This window comes from Kordiimonas sp. UBA4487, assembly GCF_002389025.1.
GTDB lineage: Bacteria > Pseudomonadota > Alphaproteobacteria > Sphingomonadales > Kordiimonadaceae > Kordiimonas > Kordiimonas lacus.
Genome location: NZ_DGNR01000014.1, coordinates 124,816 through 144,721 on the forward strand (window position 1 = coordinate 124,816; position 19,906 = coordinate 144,721).

Annotated in this window: 16 protein-coding genes; 12 read left to right on the top strand and 4 right to left on the bottom strand. The window is 61.2% G+C overall.

Annotated features, from left to right (window positions below; all coding sequences use genetic code 11):
• Positions 1-30: 30 nt before the first annotated feature.
• From B3Z17_RS15620 to B3Z17_RS15630, 3 genes are read left to right on the top strand one after another with little or no spacing between them, the layout of a single operon-like run.
• A complete protein-coding gene (locus tag B3Z17_RS15620) occupies positions 31-981 on the top strand; it encodes a bile acid:sodium symporter family protein (protein WP_068307637.1) in 951 nt (316 codons plus the stop codon).
• Positions 971-2,740 carry an N-acyl-D-amino-acid deacylase family protein gene (locus B3Z17_RS15625; protein ID WP_286830728.1) on the top strand — a complete coding sequence of 590 codons (1,770 nt, stop codon included), beginning with the start codon at positions 971-973 and terminating at the stop codon, positions 2,738-2,740. The genes B3Z17_RS15620 and B3Z17_RS15625 overlap by 11 nt, the downstream gene beginning before the upstream one ends.
• A 5-nt stretch (positions 2,741-2,745) precedes the next feature.
• Positions 2,746-3,498 (top strand): sulfite exporter TauE/SafE family protein, encoded by a 753-nt coding sequence (locus tag B3Z17_RS15630; RefSeq protein WP_286830729.1) that lies wholly within the window; start codon positions 2,746-2,748, stop codon positions 3,496-3,498.
• Here B3Z17_RS15630 and B3Z17_RS15635 read toward each other — a convergent pair.
• Positions 3,495-4,571: an EAL domain-containing protein gene (locus tag B3Z17_RS15635; protein ID WP_286830730.1), complete on the bottom strand. Its 1,077-nt coding sequence runs from the start codon at positions 4,569-4,571 to the stop codon at positions 3,495-3,497. The genes B3Z17_RS15630 and B3Z17_RS15635 overlap by 4 nt on opposite strands.
• Positions 4,572-4,797: 226 nt before the next feature.
• Here B3Z17_RS15635 and B3Z17_RS15640 point away from each other — a divergent pair, with 226 nt between their 5' ends.
• Positions 4,798-5,940: an FG-GAP repeat domain-containing protein gene (locus tag B3Z17_RS15640; protein WP_286830731.1), complete on the top strand. Its 1,143-nt coding sequence runs from the start codon at positions 4,798-4,800 to the stop codon at positions 5,938-5,940.
• A gap of 105 nt (positions 5,941-6,045) precedes the next feature.
• Here B3Z17_RS15640 and B3Z17_RS15645 read toward each other — a convergent pair whose 3' ends face one another.
• Together B3Z17_RS15645 and B3Z17_RS15650 are read right to left on the bottom strand one after the other, a co-directional pair.
• Positions 6,046-8,163: a M3 family metallopeptidase gene (locus tag B3Z17_RS15645; protein ID WP_286830732.1), complete on the bottom strand. Its 2,118-nt coding sequence runs from the start codon at positions 8,161-8,163 to the stop codon at positions 6,046-6,048.
• A gap of 147 nt (positions 8,164-8,310) precedes the next feature.
• On the bottom strand, positions 8,311-8,913 hold the full coding sequence (locus B3Z17_RS15650; protein ID WP_286830733.1) for a TetR/AcrR family transcriptional regulator: 603 nt from the start codon (positions 8,911-8,913) through the stop codon (positions 8,311-8,313).
• A gap of 93 nt (positions 8,914-9,006) precedes the next feature.
• Here B3Z17_RS15650 and B3Z17_RS15655 point away from each other — a divergent pair, with 93 nt between their 5' ends.
• The 8 genes from B3Z17_RS15655 to B3Z17_RS15690 are packed head-to-tail and all read left to right on the top strand — an operon-like array spanning position 9,007 to position 19,138.
• Positions 9,007-9,888, top strand: a complete 882-nt coding sequence (locus tag B3Z17_RS15655) for an SDR family oxidoreductase (RefSeq protein ID WP_286830734.1) — start codon at positions 9,007-9,009, stop codon at positions 9,886-9,888.
• A complete protein-coding gene (locus tag B3Z17_RS15660) occupies positions 9,888-11,495 on the top strand; it encodes an acyl-CoA carboxylase subunit beta (RefSeq protein WP_286830735.1) in 1,608 nt (535 codons plus the stop codon). Before B3Z17_RS15655 ends, B3Z17_RS15660 begins: the two co-directional genes overlap by 1 nt.
• A 12-nt stretch (positions 11,496-11,507) precedes the next feature.
• Positions 11,508-12,656: an acyl-CoA dehydrogenase family protein gene (locus tag B3Z17_RS15665; RefSeq protein ID WP_286830736.1), complete on the top strand. Its 1,149-nt coding sequence runs from the start codon at positions 11,508-11,510 to the stop codon at positions 12,654-12,656.
• Positions 12,649-13,434, top strand: a complete 786-nt coding sequence (locus B3Z17_RS15670) for an enoyl-CoA hydratase/isomerase family protein (RefSeq protein WP_286830737.1) — start codon at positions 12,649-12,651, stop codon at positions 13,432-13,434. Before B3Z17_RS15665 ends, B3Z17_RS15670 begins: the two co-directional genes overlap by 8 nt.
• Entirely contained in the window at positions 13,431-15,383 is a 1,953-nt protein-coding gene (locus B3Z17_RS15675; protein ID WP_286830738.1) for an acetyl/propionyl/methylcrotonyl-CoA carboxylase subunit alpha, read from the top strand. The genes B3Z17_RS15670 and B3Z17_RS15675 overlap by 4 nt, the downstream gene beginning before the upstream one ends.
• Positions 15,380-16,255 (top strand): 3-keto-5-aminohexanoate cleavage protein, encoded by an 876-nt coding sequence (locus B3Z17_RS15680; protein WP_286830739.1) that lies wholly within the window; start codon positions 15,380-15,382, stop codon positions 16,253-16,255. The genes B3Z17_RS15675 and B3Z17_RS15680 overlap by 4 nt, the downstream gene beginning before the upstream one ends.
• The gene (locus tag B3Z17_RS15685) at positions 16,252-17,427 is read left to right on the top strand and encodes an acyl-CoA dehydrogenase family protein (RefSeq protein WP_286830740.1); all 1,176 of its coding nucleotides are present in this window, start codon (positions 16,252-16,254) and stop codon (positions 17,425-17,427) included. The genes B3Z17_RS15680 and B3Z17_RS15685 overlap by 4 nt, the downstream gene beginning before the upstream one ends.
• 28 nt (positions 17,428-17,455) lie before the next feature.
• Positions 17,456-19,138, top strand: coding sequence for an AMP-dependent synthetase/ligase (locus B3Z17_RS15690; protein WP_286830741.1), 1,683 nt, complete (start codon positions 17,456-17,458; stop codon positions 19,136-19,138).
• Between the two features lie 96 nt (positions 19,139-19,234).
• Here the strand turns inward: B3Z17_RS15690 and B3Z17_RS15695 are convergent, their stop codons facing one another.
• A complete protein-coding gene (locus B3Z17_RS15695) occupies positions 19,235-19,900 on the bottom strand; it encodes an alternative oxidase (protein ID WP_286830742.1) in 666 nt (221 codons plus the stop codon).
• Between the last annotated feature and the right edge of the window lie 6 nt (positions 19,901-19,906).

Genomic DNA, 19,906 nt, shown 5'->3' on the forward strand with positions numbered 1-19,906 from the left:
GAAGGGGACACATTGGGAGGGATGGGAAGCATGGACGCAAGCGCCATCAATGACGCCGTGATCACGCTTGAGCCGGGCACGCAGCTCGCGCTCGCCATCTCGCTCGCCTTCACCATGTTTTCCGTGGCGCTGGGGCTCAAGACAGATGATTTCTCTTTCCTTAGAACCCACAAGCGCAGCGTGCTCTATGGCCTGATGGCGCAGATCATCGGACTGCCACTGATCACCCTTGCGTTGCTGACCCTGTTCCAGCCCATGGCCGGCATCGCACTCGGCATGATCATCGTGGCCTGCTGCCCGGGCGGCAATGTATCCAACCTGTTCACGCGCCTCAGCCGCGGTGATGTGGCCTATTCGGTCTCGCTCACCACCTGCTCCAGCCTGTTTTCCGCGGCCTTCCTGCCGCTGGCGATCCTGTTCTGGACCAGCCTTTACGCCCCCACGCGGGACCTTGTTGAGGCCATCCATCTGGACCGCCTGTCGTTTGTGCTGAACACCAGCTTCACCCTGCTGGTGCCGCTGCTGATAGGCATTGTCCTGTCGCACGTTCGCCCAACTTTTGCCCACAAACTGCAGCGCGTATGCCTGCCGATTGCCGTGGGCGTGATTGTGGTGATCGTGGCCGTGGGGCTCGCGACCAACATGGATCTGCTCAAACATTTCGGTGACCAGATCCTGCCCTATGTGGCGCTTCACAACACGGCAGCCTTCATCCTTGGCGGCCTTGTGGGCATGCTGGGCCTCAGAACAGGCGCCGCCCGGCGCGCGCTTGTGTTCGAAATCGGCATCCAGAATTCAGGCCTCGGCCTTCTTATCATGCTCAGTCAGTTTGGCGGGCTTGGCTCCGGGGCGATGGTTCTCGCCACCTGGGGCATCTGGCATTTCATTGGCGGCTTCGCTGTGACCGGCGCGTTCCGGCTGGTGGACCGGCTGACGTCTTATTCACCCCCGACACTTCAGGAGGACACCCATGGCTTATGATTTGATCATCAAGGGCGGCACCATTTATGACGGCAATGGCACTGAGCCCATCACTGGCGATGTAGCCGTGAAGGACGGCAGGATCGCTGCCATCGGCACCAACCTTGGCGAGGCCGACCGCGTGATTGACGCCGCAGGTGCCATCGTCACCCCGGGGTTCCTGGACCTGCACACCCATTATGACGGCCAGGTGTCCTGGGACGCTGACCTGCAGCCCAGCGTCAACCACGGCGTAACCACCGCCGTGATGGGCAGTTGCGGCGTGGGTTTCGCGCCCGTCCTGCCGAAGGACCATGACCGTCTGGTGCGTCTGATGGAAGGGGTGGAGGACATCCCCGGCACCGCGCTCGCAGAAGGCCTGACGTGGAACTGGGAAAGCTTCGCGGACTATATGGACGCCATCGATTTCCCCCACACCATCGATTATGCCGCCCAGATCGTGCATGACCCCTTGCGCGTCTATGTGATGGGCGACCGCGCGGTATCAGACGAGCCCGCAACGGCTGAAGACATCGCCAAAATGCGCGAGCTGACGCGCGCGGCGCTTGAGGCCGGGGCGGTTGGTTTCTCCACCGGCCGGTCTGACGTGCACCGCACGGCGGACGGTGATTGGACCCCGGCATCCGAAGCCACCAAGGAAGAACTGGTCGGCATCGCTGAAGCCTTCAAGGGATTAGACCACGGCGTGCTGCAGGCGGTGAATGATTTTGATCTGGAGCGCGGGGACCCGACAGCGTTCGACCGCGAGTTTGACCTTCTGGAGGCCTTCGCGGGCGCGGCGGGCGGACGGCCGTTTTCGCTGTCGCTGATGCAGCGGGATTTCGCGCCCAAACAGTGGCGCAACATTCTGGCCCGCGCAGAAGCTGCGAAGGACAAGGGCATCAACATGCGGCTGCAAACCGCGCCGCGCGGCATTGGGGTGATCCTGGGGTTACAGTGCACTTTCCATCCCTTCATCGGCTTCCCGAGCTACAAGCGCATCAGCCACCTGCCGCTGGAGGAACGTGTGGACGCCATGCGCGACCCGGACTTCAAGGAACAGCTTCTGAGCGAGACGTCCGAGAAGGTGGCGGGCGACGGCACGGCCATCCCGCCGCTGGCGGATATCCTGTTGCAGCAGATTGATTTCATCAGCTGCAAGATGTTCAAGCTGGGCGAAAATCCGGACTATGAGCAAAGCGTGGAGGCCAGCGTTTACAAGATGGCGCAAGCCGACGGCGTAACGCCGCTTTCGAAAATCTACGACATATTGCTCGAGAAAGACGGACAGGAATTCCTCTATTTCCCAATCTATAATTATACCGACCTGAACTATAGCGCGGTGCATGAGATGATGACCCACCCGCAAGCCATCATGGGCCTGTCGGATGGCGGCGCCCATGTGGGCACCGTGTGTGACGCCAGCTTCCCAACTTACCTGCTGTGCCACTGGGCACGGGACCGCAAGCAGGGCCCGCAAATCCCGCTGGCGCGCGCCGTACAGATGCTGACGTCCGAGATCGCCGATTATGTCGGCTTCACTGACCGCGGGCGGTTAGAGGTTGGCAAGAAAGCCAATATCAATGTGATCGATCACAAGAATCTCCGCCTGCACGCACCCCATATGGTCAAGGACCTGCCGGCGGGCGGCCAGCGTCTGCTGCAGGAAGCCACCGGCTATATTGCCACCGTTGTTGACGGCAAGGTGGTGGTTGAGCACGACAAGCTTACAGGCCTCAGGCCCGGCCGTCTGGTGCGGCTTGGCCAGAAGGCGGCGTAACCCAGGTGGCGGACATCCTTTCCGAAATCGGCCTCCTCACCATGGTGGGGCTGGCCGCGACGATTTTGCTGGCCGCCATTTTGCGGGCTTTCACCGGCTTCGGCTTCGCGCTTGCGGCGCTGCCAATCCTCAGCCTTGTGCTGGCGCCCACCACGGCGGCCAGTGTGATCGTGCTGCTGACGCTGACAGTATCGCTGCAGACAATCCGCAGCTACTGGAAGGACGTCCCCATAAAAGACATGGCGGGGATGATCGTCACTTCCGCCATCGGCACCCTGTTTGGCACCTATCTGCTGCTGATCTTCAGCCCGGACATGTTCCGGCTGCTGATTGGCGGCACCGTGATGCTGGCCTGTTTCCTTTTGGCGAGATACAAGCCTGCACCGCACCGGGCGGGCGGCATGTTCGGGCTGTGGTCGGGGCTGACATCGGGGCTACTCAATGGCGCGCTCGCCATCCCCGGGCCGCCGGTGATCATCTATTCCATGGCGGTCTATGACCGGGCGCGGGTGGCCCGCGCGTTCCTGATGGGTTTCTTCCTGTTCTCTGCCGCCTTCGCCGCCACCAGCTATACAGTGGAGGGCATCATCGGCATGAAGGAACTGACGCTTTTCACCGTCTGCTACCCTGCGATGCTGATCGGCAACCGCACGGGCGACTGGCTGTTTGAAAAATACGGCGACGCATCCCACCGCCCGATCGCCATTTGGGCCCTGTTCGCCATCGGCCTCAGCGTCGCGGCAGCTGCAATCTTTTAGCCAGCTTTTGCCAGCGGGCCTTCTTCCGCTGGCAACACAGGGGCGGGTTTGGCGAAATAATAGCCCTGCAGGTAATCCGCGCCCATGTCTGTCAGATAACGGGCCTCTTCTGCGCATTCAATGCCTTCGGCAATCGTCCTGATCCGGTTGTCAGATGCGATCTGCAGCAGGCGCTTCACGATGGTCTGCTTGAAGCTGTCCTTGTGGACATCCCGCACCAGATCCATGTCCAGTTTGACATAATCCGGCCGCATCTCATGCAGCATGTTAAGGCCCGACCAGCCAGAACCGATATCGTCCAGCGCCACGCCGAAGCCCGCGCCCCGGTAGAAGGCCAGTATGCCCTTCAGGTGGGCCTTGTCCCGCGCCTCATGGGTTTCTGTCAGCTCGAACACGATGTCCTCGGGCTTCAGCCCCACCGATTCAATCGCCGCGGCGGTCGCCCGCAGGCAATAGGCCGGATCATAAATGCTGGACGGGTTGAAGTTGATGAAAATCTTGCCCTTAAGCCCGGCGGCGGCGGCCGTCTCAACCGCGCACTTCCGGGCCAGCAGGTCGGCGGTGAAAAGCAGGTCAGATTTGCCCGCAACATCAAAGACATGCGCAGGCGGAATGATCGTGCCGCTGGCGTCCCGAAGCCTGAACAGCCCTTCCTGGGCGAAGGCCTTGTCCGGCCTTGCCGCATGGAAGATCGGCTGGAACCAGGTTTCAAACCGCTTGGCCTCAAGCGCTTCGATGATCCACTGGCTCTGGAACCGGTTGATGAAAACATCCGCCTGAAACACGCGCCCCATGTCCACTGGGGTCAACTGGTCATCCCGGGTGGTGACAATTTTGGTATTGGCCAGCTCCTGACCATTGAATTCCCCAAAGAGGGCCGTCAGGAAAGCGCCGACACCAGTTGCCGGCACCACGACCCGGCACATAGTCTGATCAAGTGGTTCGCCGGTATAACCAAGGCATTCGACCATCTTTTTCAATCTGGCCGTGGCCTCTGTGGTCGGCAGGTAAATCCAGAAAAAAGTCTCCGGAAAAATATGACCTTTGATGGTTTCGCATTCTTTACAGTCCAAAACAGCCTCCTGATTTTCGGGTCATGAGGCTTACGGTCGCATGCAGCGCTTGGATCAGCCGCCGCATCATGCCTACTGTCAGGAAAGCGCTGGGGTAGCCCGCTTTCGGGAACGGACGGGACCCCAATTATAGGCATGCCCTCAGGTTCATGCTTTCAATATGCCGGCCACAGCAATAGGCTGTACTCCATGCAACCCTGACTTCAACAATGATGGATCTGAATCCGTGAGAAAACGTCACATTATTCTGGTCGCACTTCTGGCGGCACCATCCTTCGGCACAGCCGGAAGCGCGGAAGAATCTGCATATCCCGCGCCTTCGCAGGTTTCCATCCAGGAGATAGACGCAGGCGACGGAGATAAAGCCTTCCTGCCGGGTGACTTCAACAATGACGGCAATATCGATCTCATCATCGCGGAGGAGCAACATGCCCGCGTCATTCTCTACACAAACGATGGCACGGGGGCATTAACGCGCACGGCAGAGTTTGAGGCGGGCAAACACCCCTCATGGCTGGCCGCGCTCGACTTCGACCGCGACGGCGCTACCGATCTGGCAATTGCAAACCATGAAGCAACAATAGTGAGCTTGCTGCGGGGCGACAGCGGCACGGTTTTTGACCGCGGCGGGCCTATACAGCTTCCTATAGAAACAAGCCCCCACTCCCATATGATCGCGGCTGCAGATTTGAACGCTGACGGCCTGCATGACCTTATCCTCGACAGCAGGGATCAGGCTGGGGTCTATGTATTACGGGGCAATGCACAGGGTGGCTTTGAGACACCGGGAATAGCGGTTGACGCGGGCGGTGGCCCCTATCACGGCTTTGCAGTTGGAGACATCAATAATGACGGCAAGCCGGACATCATTACCCCAAACCAGAATGACCTTGGCCTCCTGCTGAACCGCTCGGGCGCGGACATTGCCTTCGCGCAAACGGGCACGATCCCGATGCCATCGCCATTCGCGGTACATGCGACTGACATGAACGGCGACAATAATATTGACCTTGTGGCTGCAAGCCTGCGCGAGACACCTGGCATTGTCGTCTTTGAGGGCGACGGAACCGGCAACTTCAGGCGCATGACATCAGTGCCCATGGCGGCAGGCGCAAGGATAATTGCGACGGGCGACGTCAATAACGATGGCCTGGGGGATGCCGTCATCACCGGCTGGAACGCGAGCATTACCCTTTTGATGGGTCACGCGGATCAGCCCTATCCGGTCCAATTGCCGACTGGGGAAATCCGGAACCCATGCGGCGCCGCCATGGCGGATTTCAACGGTGATGGCCGCGACGAGGTGATTGTTGGCGATGCGTCCAGCGGCCGCGTGCACATCTATTCGGTCGATTTGCCGCGAGACTAATCAAAGCCCACCAATCCTCAAGCACGCCAACAGTTCGTAAATATCTCTCAAAAGAAAAGCCCCGGCGGATACCGGGGCTTTCGTGTTTCTGATTGTGCCTCAGGCCTAGTCGGTCAAGCCGCGCGCCTCAAGGATGGCATCCAGCTCATAGGGGCGGCCCTTGAATTCCTCGAACATTTCCATCGGGTCGCGCGCGCCCCGTGGCTCCAGGATCGAATGGCGCAGCCGGGCTGCCACTTCCTGGTTGAAGATGCCTTCTTCCGCGAAGGTGGCATAGGCATCTGCCGACAGCACTTCGGACCACAGATAGGTATAATAACCCGCCGCGTATGCCGCGCCGCCAAAGGCATGGTTGAAATAGGTCGTGCGGTAGCGCACCACGATCTCGTCCAAGAGGCCGATTTCGTCCAGAAGCTCTTTCTCGAACGCGGCCACATCCACATCGTCACCGATGCTGCGGGTGTGCCACGCCATGTCCATCAGCGCCGCAGACACATACTCAACCGTCGCAAAGCCCTGGTTGAACTTGGATGCCGCCTGCAGGCGTTCGATCATGCTCTCCGGAATCACCTCCCCGGTTTTATAGTGTTTGGCGTAAATCCGAAGCACGTCCGGCTCCCACGCCCAGCCTTCGAAAATCTGGCTTGGGAACTCGACAAAGTCCCAGGCCATGCTGTTCATGCGGTCGTAGGTCACGTCAGACATCAGCGTGTGCATGGCGTGGCCAAACTCGTGGAACAGCGTGCCCACATTATCTGCGCTCAGGAGCGCCGGCACATCGCCAGAGCCTTTCGGGAAGCTCATCACATTGACGACGATTGGCGTTTCCACGCCGTCCACCTTCTTCTGCGAGCGGAAACTGTTGTTCCAGGCACCGCCCCGCTTGGATGCGCGGGCGTGATGGTCGGTCAGGTAAAGGCCCAGATAGGTGCCGTCTTTCTCATACACCTCAAAGGTGCGCACATCCGGGTGATAGGTGTCGATGTCCGTGCGTTCCTTGAATGTCAGCCCCCACAGCTTGTTTGCCGTGTGGAAGGCGCCCTGCAGCACATTATCCAGCACGAAATAGGGCTTCAGCGTCTGCTCATCCAGGTCATAGCGGGCTTTGCGGACCTTCTCTGCATAGTGCCACCAGTCCCACGCTGCCAACTCGAAATCGCCGCCTTCCGCGTCAACCATTTCCTGCAGCGCCGCGCGCTCTTCCTTGGCGCGTTCAAGCGCCGGTTCCCAGATGCGGTTCAAAAGCTCGAACGCCCGATCAGGATGGCCCATCATGCGGTCCGCCATCTGATATTCCGCGTGGTTCTTGTAACCCAGCAGTTTGGCCCGCTTTTCGCGCGCCTGCAGGATCTGTTTCACAATCTCAGTATTGTCGAATTCGCTACCCTTTTCGCCGCGCGCCATATAGCCCTTATGCAGCTTCTCCCGGAGGTCCCTGCGGGTGGAAAACGTCATGAAGGGCGTGAAGCTTGAGCGCGTAGCGGTGAACATCCACTTGCCCGGCTGGCCGCGGTCTTCCGCTGTGGACGCGGCGGCCGCGATCACGAAGTCAGGCAGGCCGGCGAGGTCGGCTTCGTCTTCAACGACCATCTCGAAGGCGTTGGTGGCACCCAGCACGTTGCGGCCAAACTTGGTCGTGAGCCCTGAGATTTCCTCATTCAGCTTGGCCAGTTCGGCTTTCGCTTCCTCATCCAGATTTGCGCCTGCGCCGGTGAAATCCAGGTGCGTGCGCCACAGCATGCGCGCCTGCTCCGCGTTCAGACCCAGGCTGTCGCGCTTTTGGTACAGCGCGTCCACACGCTCAAACAACTTCTTGTTAAAGAGCGTCTCGTTGGTGTGGCGGCTGTACATGCCGGAAACCGTGGCCTGGATTTCCTGCATCTCCGGGTTGGTGTGCGAACCCGTGAGGTTATAGAACACGCCAGCAACTTTGTTCAAAAGCTTACCCGCCTTGTCGAGCGCCGCGATGGTATTCTCGAACGTTGGTGCGTCCGGGTTGTTTGCGATGGCGTCGATATCGGCGCGGCTTTCAGCGAAGGCACGTTCGAACGCCGGCATATAATGCGCGTTCTCGATTTTGCTGAACGGCGCCAGGCCATGCGGCGTTTTCCACTCCTGGAAGAATGGATTTGTGGCTTCCTCAGCCGTCGCGGACGGCGTGCCAAGCGGCAAAGCCATCCCCATCAGCGCCGCTGCAAGCGCGGCTTTCTTGAATTTTTTCATGGTAACCCCTTAGGTCTGTTTTGCGGCCCTCCCCTTGTCGGGCCATCTTCTTTTTCTAGGCGCACAGTTATAGACGGCGAATTCGCAAACGCACAAGGAATGCGGCGAATTGCGGTGGGATTGCGACGGGTGGATTAGAAGAAAGGTTTACCGCGACAGGAAAGTGGCCAGCACTTCATCGGCCAACGCCGCCAGCGTCATCTTGCCGTCGGTCTGGTACCAGTTCCTTGTCCAGGCCAGCGACCCACGGATCAGCTGCCGCGTCACCCGCAGGTCGCCCTTCAGAAGGCCCTTGGCCGCGCAGCCCTCAAGGGCGGCGTCCCAGCAGGCTTCATAGCTGTTGTCGCGGATCGCCAGCACAGCTTCCTTGTAGGTATCATCCAGGCTGCGCCATTCGTCCACCAGCACGTAAGCCGCGTGGCCGGTTTCCCGGTGAATGCTGTTGAGCTCATTCAGGATCAGGGCGCGCAGCTGTCGGGCAGGGTCGGTAATGCCTTCAACCGCCTTTTCCGCACTTTCACCCATGGTGCGAGTCGTCAGCGCCATGGCGGTATAGAGGATTTCCTGCTTCGATTTGAAATGGTGGAACAGGCTGCCGGACAGGATCCCCGCCCGTGCCGCAATGTCCCTGACGGTCGTGCGCTCGAAGCCTTTTTCATAAAACAGATCAATGGCTTCCTTCAATATCCGCTCCTTTGCAGGGCTGATCTCAAGCACATCAGGCGCATTCATTTTCACCGCGTTCGTCATGATCTGACGCTACTCCATCCAACTTCACTTGACAACCAAGCGCTTGCTTGTTTTTAATTAATGAAAGAAATTAAATCAAGTGGAAGGGCATCCATGACTGGGGAGGCAGGTTACAATTCCGTTTTCAAGGACGGACTGTTTAAAGGCAGGCGCATCATCGTCACCGGTGGCGGCAGCGGCATCGGGCGCTGCACCGCGCATGAACTGGCGGCACTGGGCGCGGAGGTGATCATCACCGGGCGCACACAGACCCGGCTTGATGCGGTGCAGGCCGAAATTACCGAGGACGGCGGCACATGCACCACAAGCGCCTTCGATATCCGGGAGGAAGACGCGGTCAAGGCCGCCATCGCAGGCATCCTGAAGGACGGCCCGGTGCACGGCCTCGTCAATAACGCGGGCGGGCAATATCCCTCCCCCCTTGAGGCCATCTCGACCAAAGGGTTCGAGACGGTGCTGAAGACCAACGTGGTCGGCGCCTTCAACATGACGCGCGAACTGGTCACCCAGTCCATGAACAAAACCGGCGGCGCAGTTGTGAACATCACCGCCGACTTCCATAACGGCATGCCCACCATGGGGCACTCGGGCGCGGCACGCGCGGCGTGCGACAATTTCACCAAAACCGCGGCGGTCGAATGGGGCCGCTTCGGTGTGCGGGTCAACTCCGTCGCCCCCGGCTGGGTGGCGTCCTCGGGGTTCGACAGTTATGACGACCCGGGCGTCAAGGCCATGCTGCCGCAGCTCAAGAACCTGGTTCCATTAGGGCGTATCGCCACGGAAGCGGAGATCGCTTCCGCCATCGTGTTCCTGCTCAGTGACGGCGCGGCCTTCATCTCCGGCGCCACGCTCCGGGTGGACGGGGCCGCCAGCCTCTTCAGCCCGCTGTTCCCACCGCAGGGTGCCAAAAACAGCGAAAGCTACCAGGGCTTCCACCGCTATGTGCCGCCCTCAGCGCTGCGGGGGGACGGCTGATGCCCGCTCTGACAAGCCAGATCGATCCAGCGTCCGATAGCTTCAAAGCGAACGCGAGCGCCATGCAGGCGGCGCTGGATGAGATTGCAGCGATTGAAGAGCTGAAGGCCGCCGCGCAGGAAAAGGCGCGCGCGCTCTTTGACAAGCGCGGCAAGCTCTTGCCGAAGGAACGGCTGGCTCTCCTCCTTGACCCCGGCGCCCCGTTCCTCGAACTCTCCGCGCTCGCGGGCTACAAGATGTATGACGACCGGGACGGCTCCGGCGCGGGCGGGTCCATCGCCGGCATCGGCTATGTCTCAGGCAAGCGCTGCATGGTGATTGTCTCGAATAGCGCGGTCAAAGGCGGTACGGTAACGCCCGCAGGGCTGAACAAATCCCTGCGCCTTCAGACTATCGCCATGGAAAACAAGCTGCCAATTGTGGGCTTGATGGAAGGCGGCGGCGCGAACCTTAGTCATGTCTCGGACATGTTTGTTGAAGGCGCCCGCAGCTTCGCCAACCAGGCGCGCCTCTCTGCCGCCGGTATCCCGCAGATCACCGTAGTCCACGGCAGCAGTACGGCGGGCGGGGCCTACCAGCCTGGCTTGTCCGACTATGTCGTGATGGTACGCGGGCGCTCGAAGGTGTTCCTCGCCGGACCGCCGCTCCTCAAAGCCGCCACGGGTGAAATCGCCGTGGACGAAGAACTGGGCGGCGCAGAACTGCACGCCCAGGTCATGGGCACGGCAGAATATCTGGCGGAAGATGACGCCGACGGTATTCGTTACGCACGCGAAATAATGCAGCGCCTGCCCTGGAAAGAACCGGACACGCGGCAGGATGACTATCCAGCGCCGCTCTACCCAGTCGATGACCTGATCGGCGTGGTGCCCGCAGATGCCAAAACGCCCTATGACGTGCGCGAGGTGATTGCGCGCCTCTCGGACGGCTCCGACTTCCTTGATTTCAAGAATGAGTATGACAGCCAGACGGTCTGCGGCCACGCGTCTGTCGCGGGCCAGACCATCGGCATCATCGGCAACAACGGCCCCATCACGCCCATCGGCGCCACCAAGGCGGCCCAGTTCGTGCAGCTGTGTGATCAGGCGGGTATCCCGATCCTGTTCCTGCATAACACCACCGGCTTCATGGTAGGCAAGGACGCTGAAGCGGGCGGCGTGGTCAAACACGGCTCCAAGCTTATCCAGGCGGTCACCAACGCCCGCGTGCCGCGCATCTCCATCCACATTGGCGGCAGCTACGGCGCCGGCAACTATGCCATGTGCGGCCGCGGCGTCGACCCCCGCTTTGTCTTCTCCTGGCCCAACGCTCGCACCGCTGTGATGGGCGGCGCGCAGGCAGGCATGGTGCTGAGGATCGTGGGCACAGAGAAAGCCAAGCGCATGGGCGAAACGCCGGATGAAGACATGCTGGCCGCCATGGAAAAGGCCACCGCCGACCAGATGGACGCCTGCTCCACCGCGCTTTATGGCACCGCGCGGCTGTGGGACGACGGCATCATCGACCCGCGCGATACGCGCAACCTGCTTATTTACCTGCTGGATATCTGCCGGGACGCGGACAGCCGCGAAACGCGACAGAACACATTCGGCGTTGCACGCTTTTAGGGGAAACAAGACATGCTTTTTACCGATCAACATAATGAACTGCGCCGCACCGTCGCCCGCTTCGTGGCGGAGAAAATCAACCCCCATGTCGACGAATGGGAAGCGGCAGGTATTTTCCCGGCCCATGAGCTGTTCAAGAAAATGGGTGATCTCGGCCTTCTGGGTATCTCCAAACCCGAAGAATATGGCGGGCTGGGGCTTGATTACAGCTACGAGATGGTTCTGGCCGAAGAGCTGGGCGGCATTGACTGCGGCGGCGTGCCCATGGGCATCAGCGTACAGACCAACATGGCGACCCCTGCCCTCGCCCGCTTCGGGTCTGACAAGCTGCGCGAAGAGTTCCTCGCCCCCGCCATCGCCGGCGACATGGTGTGTTCGATCGCGGTCTCCGAACCTCATGCAGGCTCCGACGTGGCAGCGATCAAGACGAACGCGGTGAAGGACGGCGATGACTATGTCATCAACGGCACCAAAATGTGGATCACCAACTCGACCCAGGCGGATTTCCTGTGCCTCTTGGCGAACACAGGCGATGCGCCGTCGCACAAGAACAAGTCGCTGATTGTGGTGCCCACCAATACGCCCGGCATCAGTTTTTCGGAAAAACTGAACAAGCTGGGGATGCGGTCCTCGGACACTGCGCAGATTTTCCTTGATGATGTGCGGGTGCCACAGCGAAACCTGATCGGCCGCGAAGGCGACGGCTTCCGGATGCAGATGATGCAGTTCCAGGAAGAGCGCCTGTGCGCCGCCATGCTCGGGCCCAAAGGCATGTCCGACACCATCCGCCGCACCATTGACTATACCCGCGAACGCCAGATTTTTGGGGGCAGCGTACTGGATAACCAGGTGGTGCAATACCGGCTGGCGGAACTGCAGACGGAAGTCGAGGCCTTGCGCGCGCTGGTGTGGCACGCGACCGAACAGTATATTAACGGCACGGACGTGACCATGCTGGCTTCTATGGCCAAACTGAAGGCCGGGCGACTGGCCCGCGAAGTGTCCGACGCCTGCCTCCAATATTGGGGCGGCATGGGCTTCATGTGGGACAATCCGGTGTCCCGCAGCTACCGCGACAGCCGCCTGTCGTCCATTGGCGGCGGGTCTGACGAAACCATGCTGCGTATCCTCACCAAACTGATGGGCATGAGTAATGGTTGATCCGGTCCTGATCACACAGGCGGGCGGCGTGATGTATGTCACGCTGAACCGGCCCGAGGTCAAGAATGCCATGAATTTTGCCATGGTCGACGCGCTGATGGCGGCGTTTGATGCGGCCGAGGCGGACGACAGCGTGCGCGTGATGGTCATGCGCGGCGCGAACGGCGTTTTCTGCGCGGGCGGCGACCTGAAGGATTTCAGCGCGGGCGGCAAGAACGCAGACGACATCGCCATCGGCAACCGCCGCTTCGGCACGCTCATGGAACGTACCCAGCGCTTCCCGAAACTGCTTGTCACTTTCGTGCGCGGCGCGGCCATGGGTGGCGGCTTCGGGCTGGTGTGCGTGTCCGACATCGCGATTGCGGAAGACAGCTGCCGCTTCGGCATGCCCGAAGTGACGCTGGGGCTGATCCCGGCCCAGATCGCGCCCTTTGTGCGTGCCCGCATTGGCCTGACTGAGACCCGCAAGCTGGCGCTTACTGGCGAGATCATCACTGGCAAGAAAGCGAAGAAGCTTGGGCTTGTGCACCATAGCGAGCCAACGGTTGAGGCCATGGACCACCGGCTTCTGAAGCTGCTGGAACAGGCCCGCAAGGCCGCGCCGGGCGCGGTGGCGGCCACCAAGAAATTGCTGATGGGCATGGGCGAAACCGTTACGCCGGATACGCTGGATGACGCCGCCAAACAGTTCGCCATTTCACTCCGGCATGAAGGGGCAGAAGGCACCCGCGCGTTCGTTGAAAAGCGTCCCCCTTCCTGGATGGAGGGTGACGCATGATCAAGCGCCTTCTGATTGCCAACCGCGGCGAGATCGCCTGCCGGATCATCCGCGCGGCCAAAGCCATGGGCGTTGAGACCGTCGCCGTCTATTCAGACGCCGACGCACAGGCCCAGCATGTGAAGCTGGCGGACCGCGCCGTCCCTATTGGCCTCGCACCCGCCAAGGACAGCTATCTGAACGTGGGCGCCATCATCATGGCGGCGAAAGAGGCCGAGGCGGACGCCATTCACCCCGGCTATGGGTTCCTGTCCGAAAACGCAGACTTCGCGAAGGCCGTCACCGACGCTGGTATCACCTTCGTAGGGCCATCCGCTGACGTGATTGCCCAGATGGGCGACAAACGCACCGCGCGCGGCATCGCGGAAAAGGCCGGTGTGCCTGTGGTGCCCGGTTATGACGGGAATGATGCAGATACGGCTGTACTTGAAAAAGAAGCCAAACGCATCGGCACCCCGCTGATGATCAAGGCCACCGCCGGCGGCGGCGGGCGTGGCCTGAGGCGCGTCGATGACCTCAAAGGCTTCACCGAAGCGCTCGAAAGTGCCCGGCGCGAGGCGGGCTCCGCCTTTGGCGACAGCGGCATCATTCTGGAACGCATGATAACGGACGCCCGGCACGTGGAAGTGCAGATACTGGGCGACACGCAGGGCAATGTGGTGCACCTGTTTGAGCGCGACTGTTCATCCCAGCGCCGCCACCAGAAAGTGCTTGAGGAAGCGCCCTGCGCCACGATCACAGACAAGACCCGCGCGGGTATCACGGACGCGGCGGTAGGTCTCGCCAAAGCCGTGAGCTACACCGGCGCCGGCACCGTCGAGTTCCTGGTGGACGCCGACGGCGCCTTCTATTTCCTTGAAATGAACACCCGCCTGCAGGTGGAACACCCTGTGACCGAACTGGTGACCGGCGTTGATCTGGTGGCCGAGCAACTACGCGTGGCATCAGGTGAAGCGATCAGTGTGGCGCAGGACGATATCACCCTCACTGGCCACGCCATTGAGGCCCGCCTGTATGCGGAAGACCCGGCCCAGAGCTTCATGCCGCAAACCGGTACGCTCGGCGTGTTCGACATCCCCGCAGGCGACGGCTGCAGGCTGGATAGCGGCGTGGTGGCGGGCGACATGGTCAGCCCCTATTATGACCCGATGCTGGCCAAGCTGATCGCGCATGGGAAAACCCGTGAAGAAGCACGCGCCCGGCTTGCCAGCATGCTGGATGAGAGCCGCATTGCGGGCATGGCCACCAACAAGGCGTGGCTGGCGTATCTCCTCAAGGACGAGCCCTTCCGGTTGGCAACCATGCGCACCCAAACGCTGGATCACGCCACGCCCTTCATCCCACTGTCTGCCGAAAATCAGGCGCTGGCGCTCGCGCTGGTGCTTCAGGCGGGCGCGATCAAGAACGCACCCATGCCCGCGCTTGCGGGTTGGCGGACACACACGGGCGGCTATACGAGGCGGGTGTTCGAGGTGGACGGCACGCGCGTGCCAGTCGAAGTATCCGAGACACCCACACCAACGGGTTGGGACATCACGGCCACGGTGGGCCACAAGAGCCGCACCACGCATTTTGACGGCGAAAGCTTCCTCTATCAGGGCGAAAAACTGCGCGTCTCCCACACACAGATGGGCGATGAGCACGCAGCAGATCTTGGCCGCTGGCATTTCAAGGCCCGTGACGTGACCCACGCGCCAGCCGAGAAAAGCACCGCGGGCGGCACCGGGCGCCTGACCGCGCCCATGGACGGCCAGATCGTTGCCGTGCCCGTTGAAAAGGGTGCGCTCGTAAAAGCCGGCGACCTGATCTGCGTGATCGAAGCCATGAAAATGGAACACCACATTAGGGCCGACATGGACGGCACAATCGAAGACCTTTCCGCAAGCATCGGCGCCCAGGTGAAAAGCCGCGCGCCTCTTGCCACCATCACATCGGGGGAAACCGCATGACCGACAAAGCCATCCTGACCTGCGCGCTGACGGGCGTGCTGACAGACCCGACGCAGCATAACGTGCCGGTGACGCCCGAACAGATGGCGGCGGAAGCCAAAGCCGCCTATGACCAAGGCGCCACCATCATGCACTGCCACTACCGCCAGCAGGAGCCGGGCAAGGGCCATCTGCCGAGCTGGGACGGTGCGCTGGCGCTTGAGATCAACGATGCCATCCGCGCCGCCTGCCCTGGCGTGGTGATCAACATGACCACCGGCGTTGTGGGCCGCGACCAGACGGAGGTGCTGGAGTATCTCGCTCACTGCAAGCCAGAGATGGCGGCGATGAACGCAGGCACGCTGAATTACCTCAAGACGCGCCGGGACGGTAGCTGGGCCTGGCCCCCAATGACCTTCCAGAACCCGGTGGACAAGGTAGCCGAGATGCTCGATTGCATGCGCACCCACGACATTGTGCCCGAGTTCGAATGTTTCGACATCGGCATCCTGCGCTCCGTCGGCCTCTATATCGAAAACGGCATGGTGGACCATGCGGACGTGAATTTCGTCATGGGCGTGGCGTCCGGCATGCCGTGCGACGCCGACCTGCTGCCCTTACTCGTGAAATACCGGCCCGAGGGCAGCCCTTGGCAAGCGACACTAATCGGCCGCGCCAACGTCTGGCCCGTTCACCAGCGCGTGGCGGACTTGGGCGGTAACCTGCGCACCGGGCTTGAGGACTGTTTCTACCTGCCAAATGGCGACAAGGCGCGCTCGAACGGCGAGATGATTGAGGCGCTAGCCGCCTGCGCGAGAAACGCCGGACGTGAGATCACAAGCCCAGCGGAAACCCGTGCCCATCTGGCCACCCAGGGTTGGAGGACAGCATGATCCCGAACCTGCAAAGCTTTGGCTTCAGCGCCGACCAACAGGCGCTATTCGACACCGCCTACAAGTATGGCGAAAAGGAACTGTGGCCCCTGTTGCCGAAAATGGACGACGAGGACTGGTTCCCGGCCGACGCCTACAAGGCCATGGCCGATACCGGCTTTCTGGGCACCACGGTGCCGGAAAGCTATGGCGGGGCGGAACTGGACCTGATTTCGCAGGCGTTGCTGGCGGAAGCTTTCAGCTATTGGAACCATTGCCTTTCGGCCAGTTGGGGCGCGAGCGAAAACCTGTGCATCAACAATATCGTCCGGAACGCGAACGACGCCCAGAAGGCCAAATATCTGCCGCGCTTTACCAAAGGCGCCATCGGCGCACTGGGCCTGACCGAACCGGGCGCGGGGTCTGACGCGCTTGGCTCCATGGCCACGACGGCGCGCCAGGACGGCGACCATTATGTGCTGAATGGTCGCAAGATGTTCATCACCAACGGGCCGGTGGCAGATATCCTGCTGGTATACGCCAAGACCAATCCGGAGGCAGGCCCGCACGGCATCTCGGCCTTCATTGTCGAGAAGGACTTCCCGGGCTTCGAGGTTGCCCAGAAGCTCGATAAAATGGGTTGGCGCGGCAGCCCGACGGGCGAACTGGTGTTCAACGACTGCCGCGTGCCCGCCGAAAATCTGGTGGGCGGGGAGAACCAGGGCGTCGCCGTGGTGATGAGCGGCCTGAACATCGAACGTGCCTTTCTGTGCGCGTCCTCCATCGGCGTAGCGCAGCGGGCGCTTGATCTGGCCGTCGATTACGCCAAGGAACGCGCCCAATTTGGCCGCCCTATCGCCCAGTTCCAACTGGTGCAGGGCATCCTCGCTGACATGTACACAGACGTGGAGACGATGCGCGCGACAAGCTATCAGCTGCTGAAGGAAGTCAACGACCTTGAGCGCGGCGGCGGCGGCCGGGGCCCGGTGCATATGCGCACAGCCATGGCGGCACTGCACACCGGACGCGCCATGATGCGGGTGCTCGATAATGCGGTGCAGATCCATGGCGGCATGGGCTTCATGCGCGAGACGGAAGTGAACCGGCTCTACCGGTCAGGCAAGGTGATCGAGATCGGCGCGGGCACCAACCAGATCCGGCAGACCATCATCGCGCAGGAACTGCTGAAGTAACAACAACAGGCAATCGGGGGATACAGCCATGTGGGAAGGCAACAGTGTGGAGACGAAGCGTAAAACGGTCATGGAAGACCTGGCCTTCTGGGCCGGTGAAAAGCCAGACGCACCCTTCCTGGTGGACCTGAAAGACGGCCGTGAGACACCGTTCACATGGCGCGAAACCGCACAAACAGTAGACCGCGCCGCGCGTGCCATCCACGCCCATTTCGGCGAGCGCGATCATAAGGCGGCGATCCTGTCAAAGAACCGGGCGCACTGGATCATGGCCGATCTGGCCATCCTGAAGTCCGGCAGCGTGGCCGTGCCGGTGTTCACCACCATGCGGCCAGAGACCTTCCACTATGTGCTCGATTTCGCCGATGTGGAGCTATTGTTCCTGGGCGAAAGTGCCAACTGGGCCGAGGTGAAAGCCCATGTGCCGGAAGGCATCACCATCGTCACCCTGCCCGGCATTGATGCCACAGAAGGCGATATCACCTGGGACGATTTCCTCAAGCAGGGCGACGGTCAGCCGGCGCCCACCGGCCATGCCATTGAGGATATCGCCACGCTGATTTTTACCAGTGGCACCACAGGTAAACCCAAGGGCGTAATGCATTCGCTGGGCAGCATTGGCCGCGCCACCAAGACACTGGTGGAACAGACGGAATCCAGCCCCGGCTGGCACTTCATTTCCTACCTGCCGCTGGCGCATCTGGCCGAACGGCTGATCATTGAGCTGCATGCCCTAAGTGTTGGCGGCACGATCTTTTTCAACGAAAGCCTTGAGACATTCGGGCAGGACCTGCGCATCGCCAAGCCCAACTATTTCTTCGGCGTGCCGCGCATCTGGGACAAGCTGTCATCCGCCGTGATCGCAGGCACCGAAGGTGGTGCGGACGCCCTCAAGGCCGCGCTGACCGGCCCGCACGCCAGCATGGCCGCCGCTGCAGTGCGCGACAAGCTGGGACTCGCGAGCGTGGAGAAGCTCGTGTCCACCACCGCCCCCGTGCCGCCACACATCAAGGAATGGTTTGACCTGTTTGGCCTGCCGCTGATGGACGGCTACGGCCAAACGGAAATCCTGCCGCTGGCCACCACGCCGGCGGGCAGCAACAAGCCCCACACCGTGGGCAAGCCCGCACCGGGCGTTGAGGTACGCATCACGGAGGAAGGCGAGCTGATCGCCCGCGGCCCGGGCTGCAGCCTGGGTTACTATAAGATGCCGGAAAAGACGGCGGAGACCTTCCGCGACGGCTGGGTCCATACCGGCGACCGGGCGGAGCTGGATGAAGACGGCTTCGTGATCCTCAAAGGCCGGGTGAAGGAAACCTTCAAGACGGCCAAGGGCAAATATGTCGCGCCCATGCCCATCGAGGCCAAGTTCCTTGAGAGCGACTATCTGGACCAGGCCTGCCTGGTGGGCCATGGCATGCCGCAGACAGTGATCCTGCTGGTGGTGGCGGAAACGGCCACACATGTGCCCGCGTCTGAGATTGAAGCCCATGTGCGCGAGCGGGTGGCAGAAATCAATGCGGGGCTGGAGCGCCACGCGCAGGTAGGCGCGGTACTGATGGCGCCAGAGGCCTGGACCATCGAGAACGGCATCCTGACCCATACCATGAAAGTGCGGCGTGACCGCGTTCTGGACCGTTTCGGCGGGGCGATCGAAAAGGCCGGACAGTCCATGGGGAACGGCGCGACCCTGACAGTCGAATTCCTGTAACACCGTGTTCTTGGACCCTGAAACAAGTTCAGGGTGACAGGGAATTTTAGCCAAACCGTCATGCTGAACTCGTTTCAGCATCCATAAACGGCGCACCTAGACCTTCAGGCTCGACCCCTTCGGCACTTCGCCCGCAGCCAACTGGTCGGCGAACAGGTGGTTACGGTCCCGGTGTCCGGCCTCGTCATTGCGCACGGCAATCACCACGTCGCGGAGCGTGGCACCAGCGCCCAGGCCCCAATAGTCGATCGCGATCTGCGGCGCGGGCACATTTTCGTGCCGCCCGGCGTCAATCTCGTTCAGGTAGGCCGTATAGCTGGTGACAGCCTCTTCCTCGAAATAACCCACCACCCGGTGCGCTGTTTTGGGCGCGAACAGGTAAAGGAAGAAATAGAGGTTATAGAAAATCGCCTGCGTGATCATGATTACCACGCGCTCAAAAAACGTAGGCTGCGCCACATGAATGAAAGTCATCAGGTGCATGCGCTCATTGTCTGCTTCTTCCAGCAGTTCCTTCACCCAGCCCGCGTCGTCGCGGATCTGCCTGAGCGCCTTCAGGTGCTGCAACAGCCCGCCGACCATGCCGGGCACGGCCGCGACAGTTTCAAGCACCACCGCCCGGTGGCCATAGCGTTTGGCAAAGAAGGTATCGGCAAAGAAGCGCAACAGCTTCACAAAGCCGAACGCGATACGGTCCGACGCGCCCTTGGGCACATGGTGGGGGTTCTGATAGCCATGATCTGGCTTCGTCGTGGTTTGCATCTCATC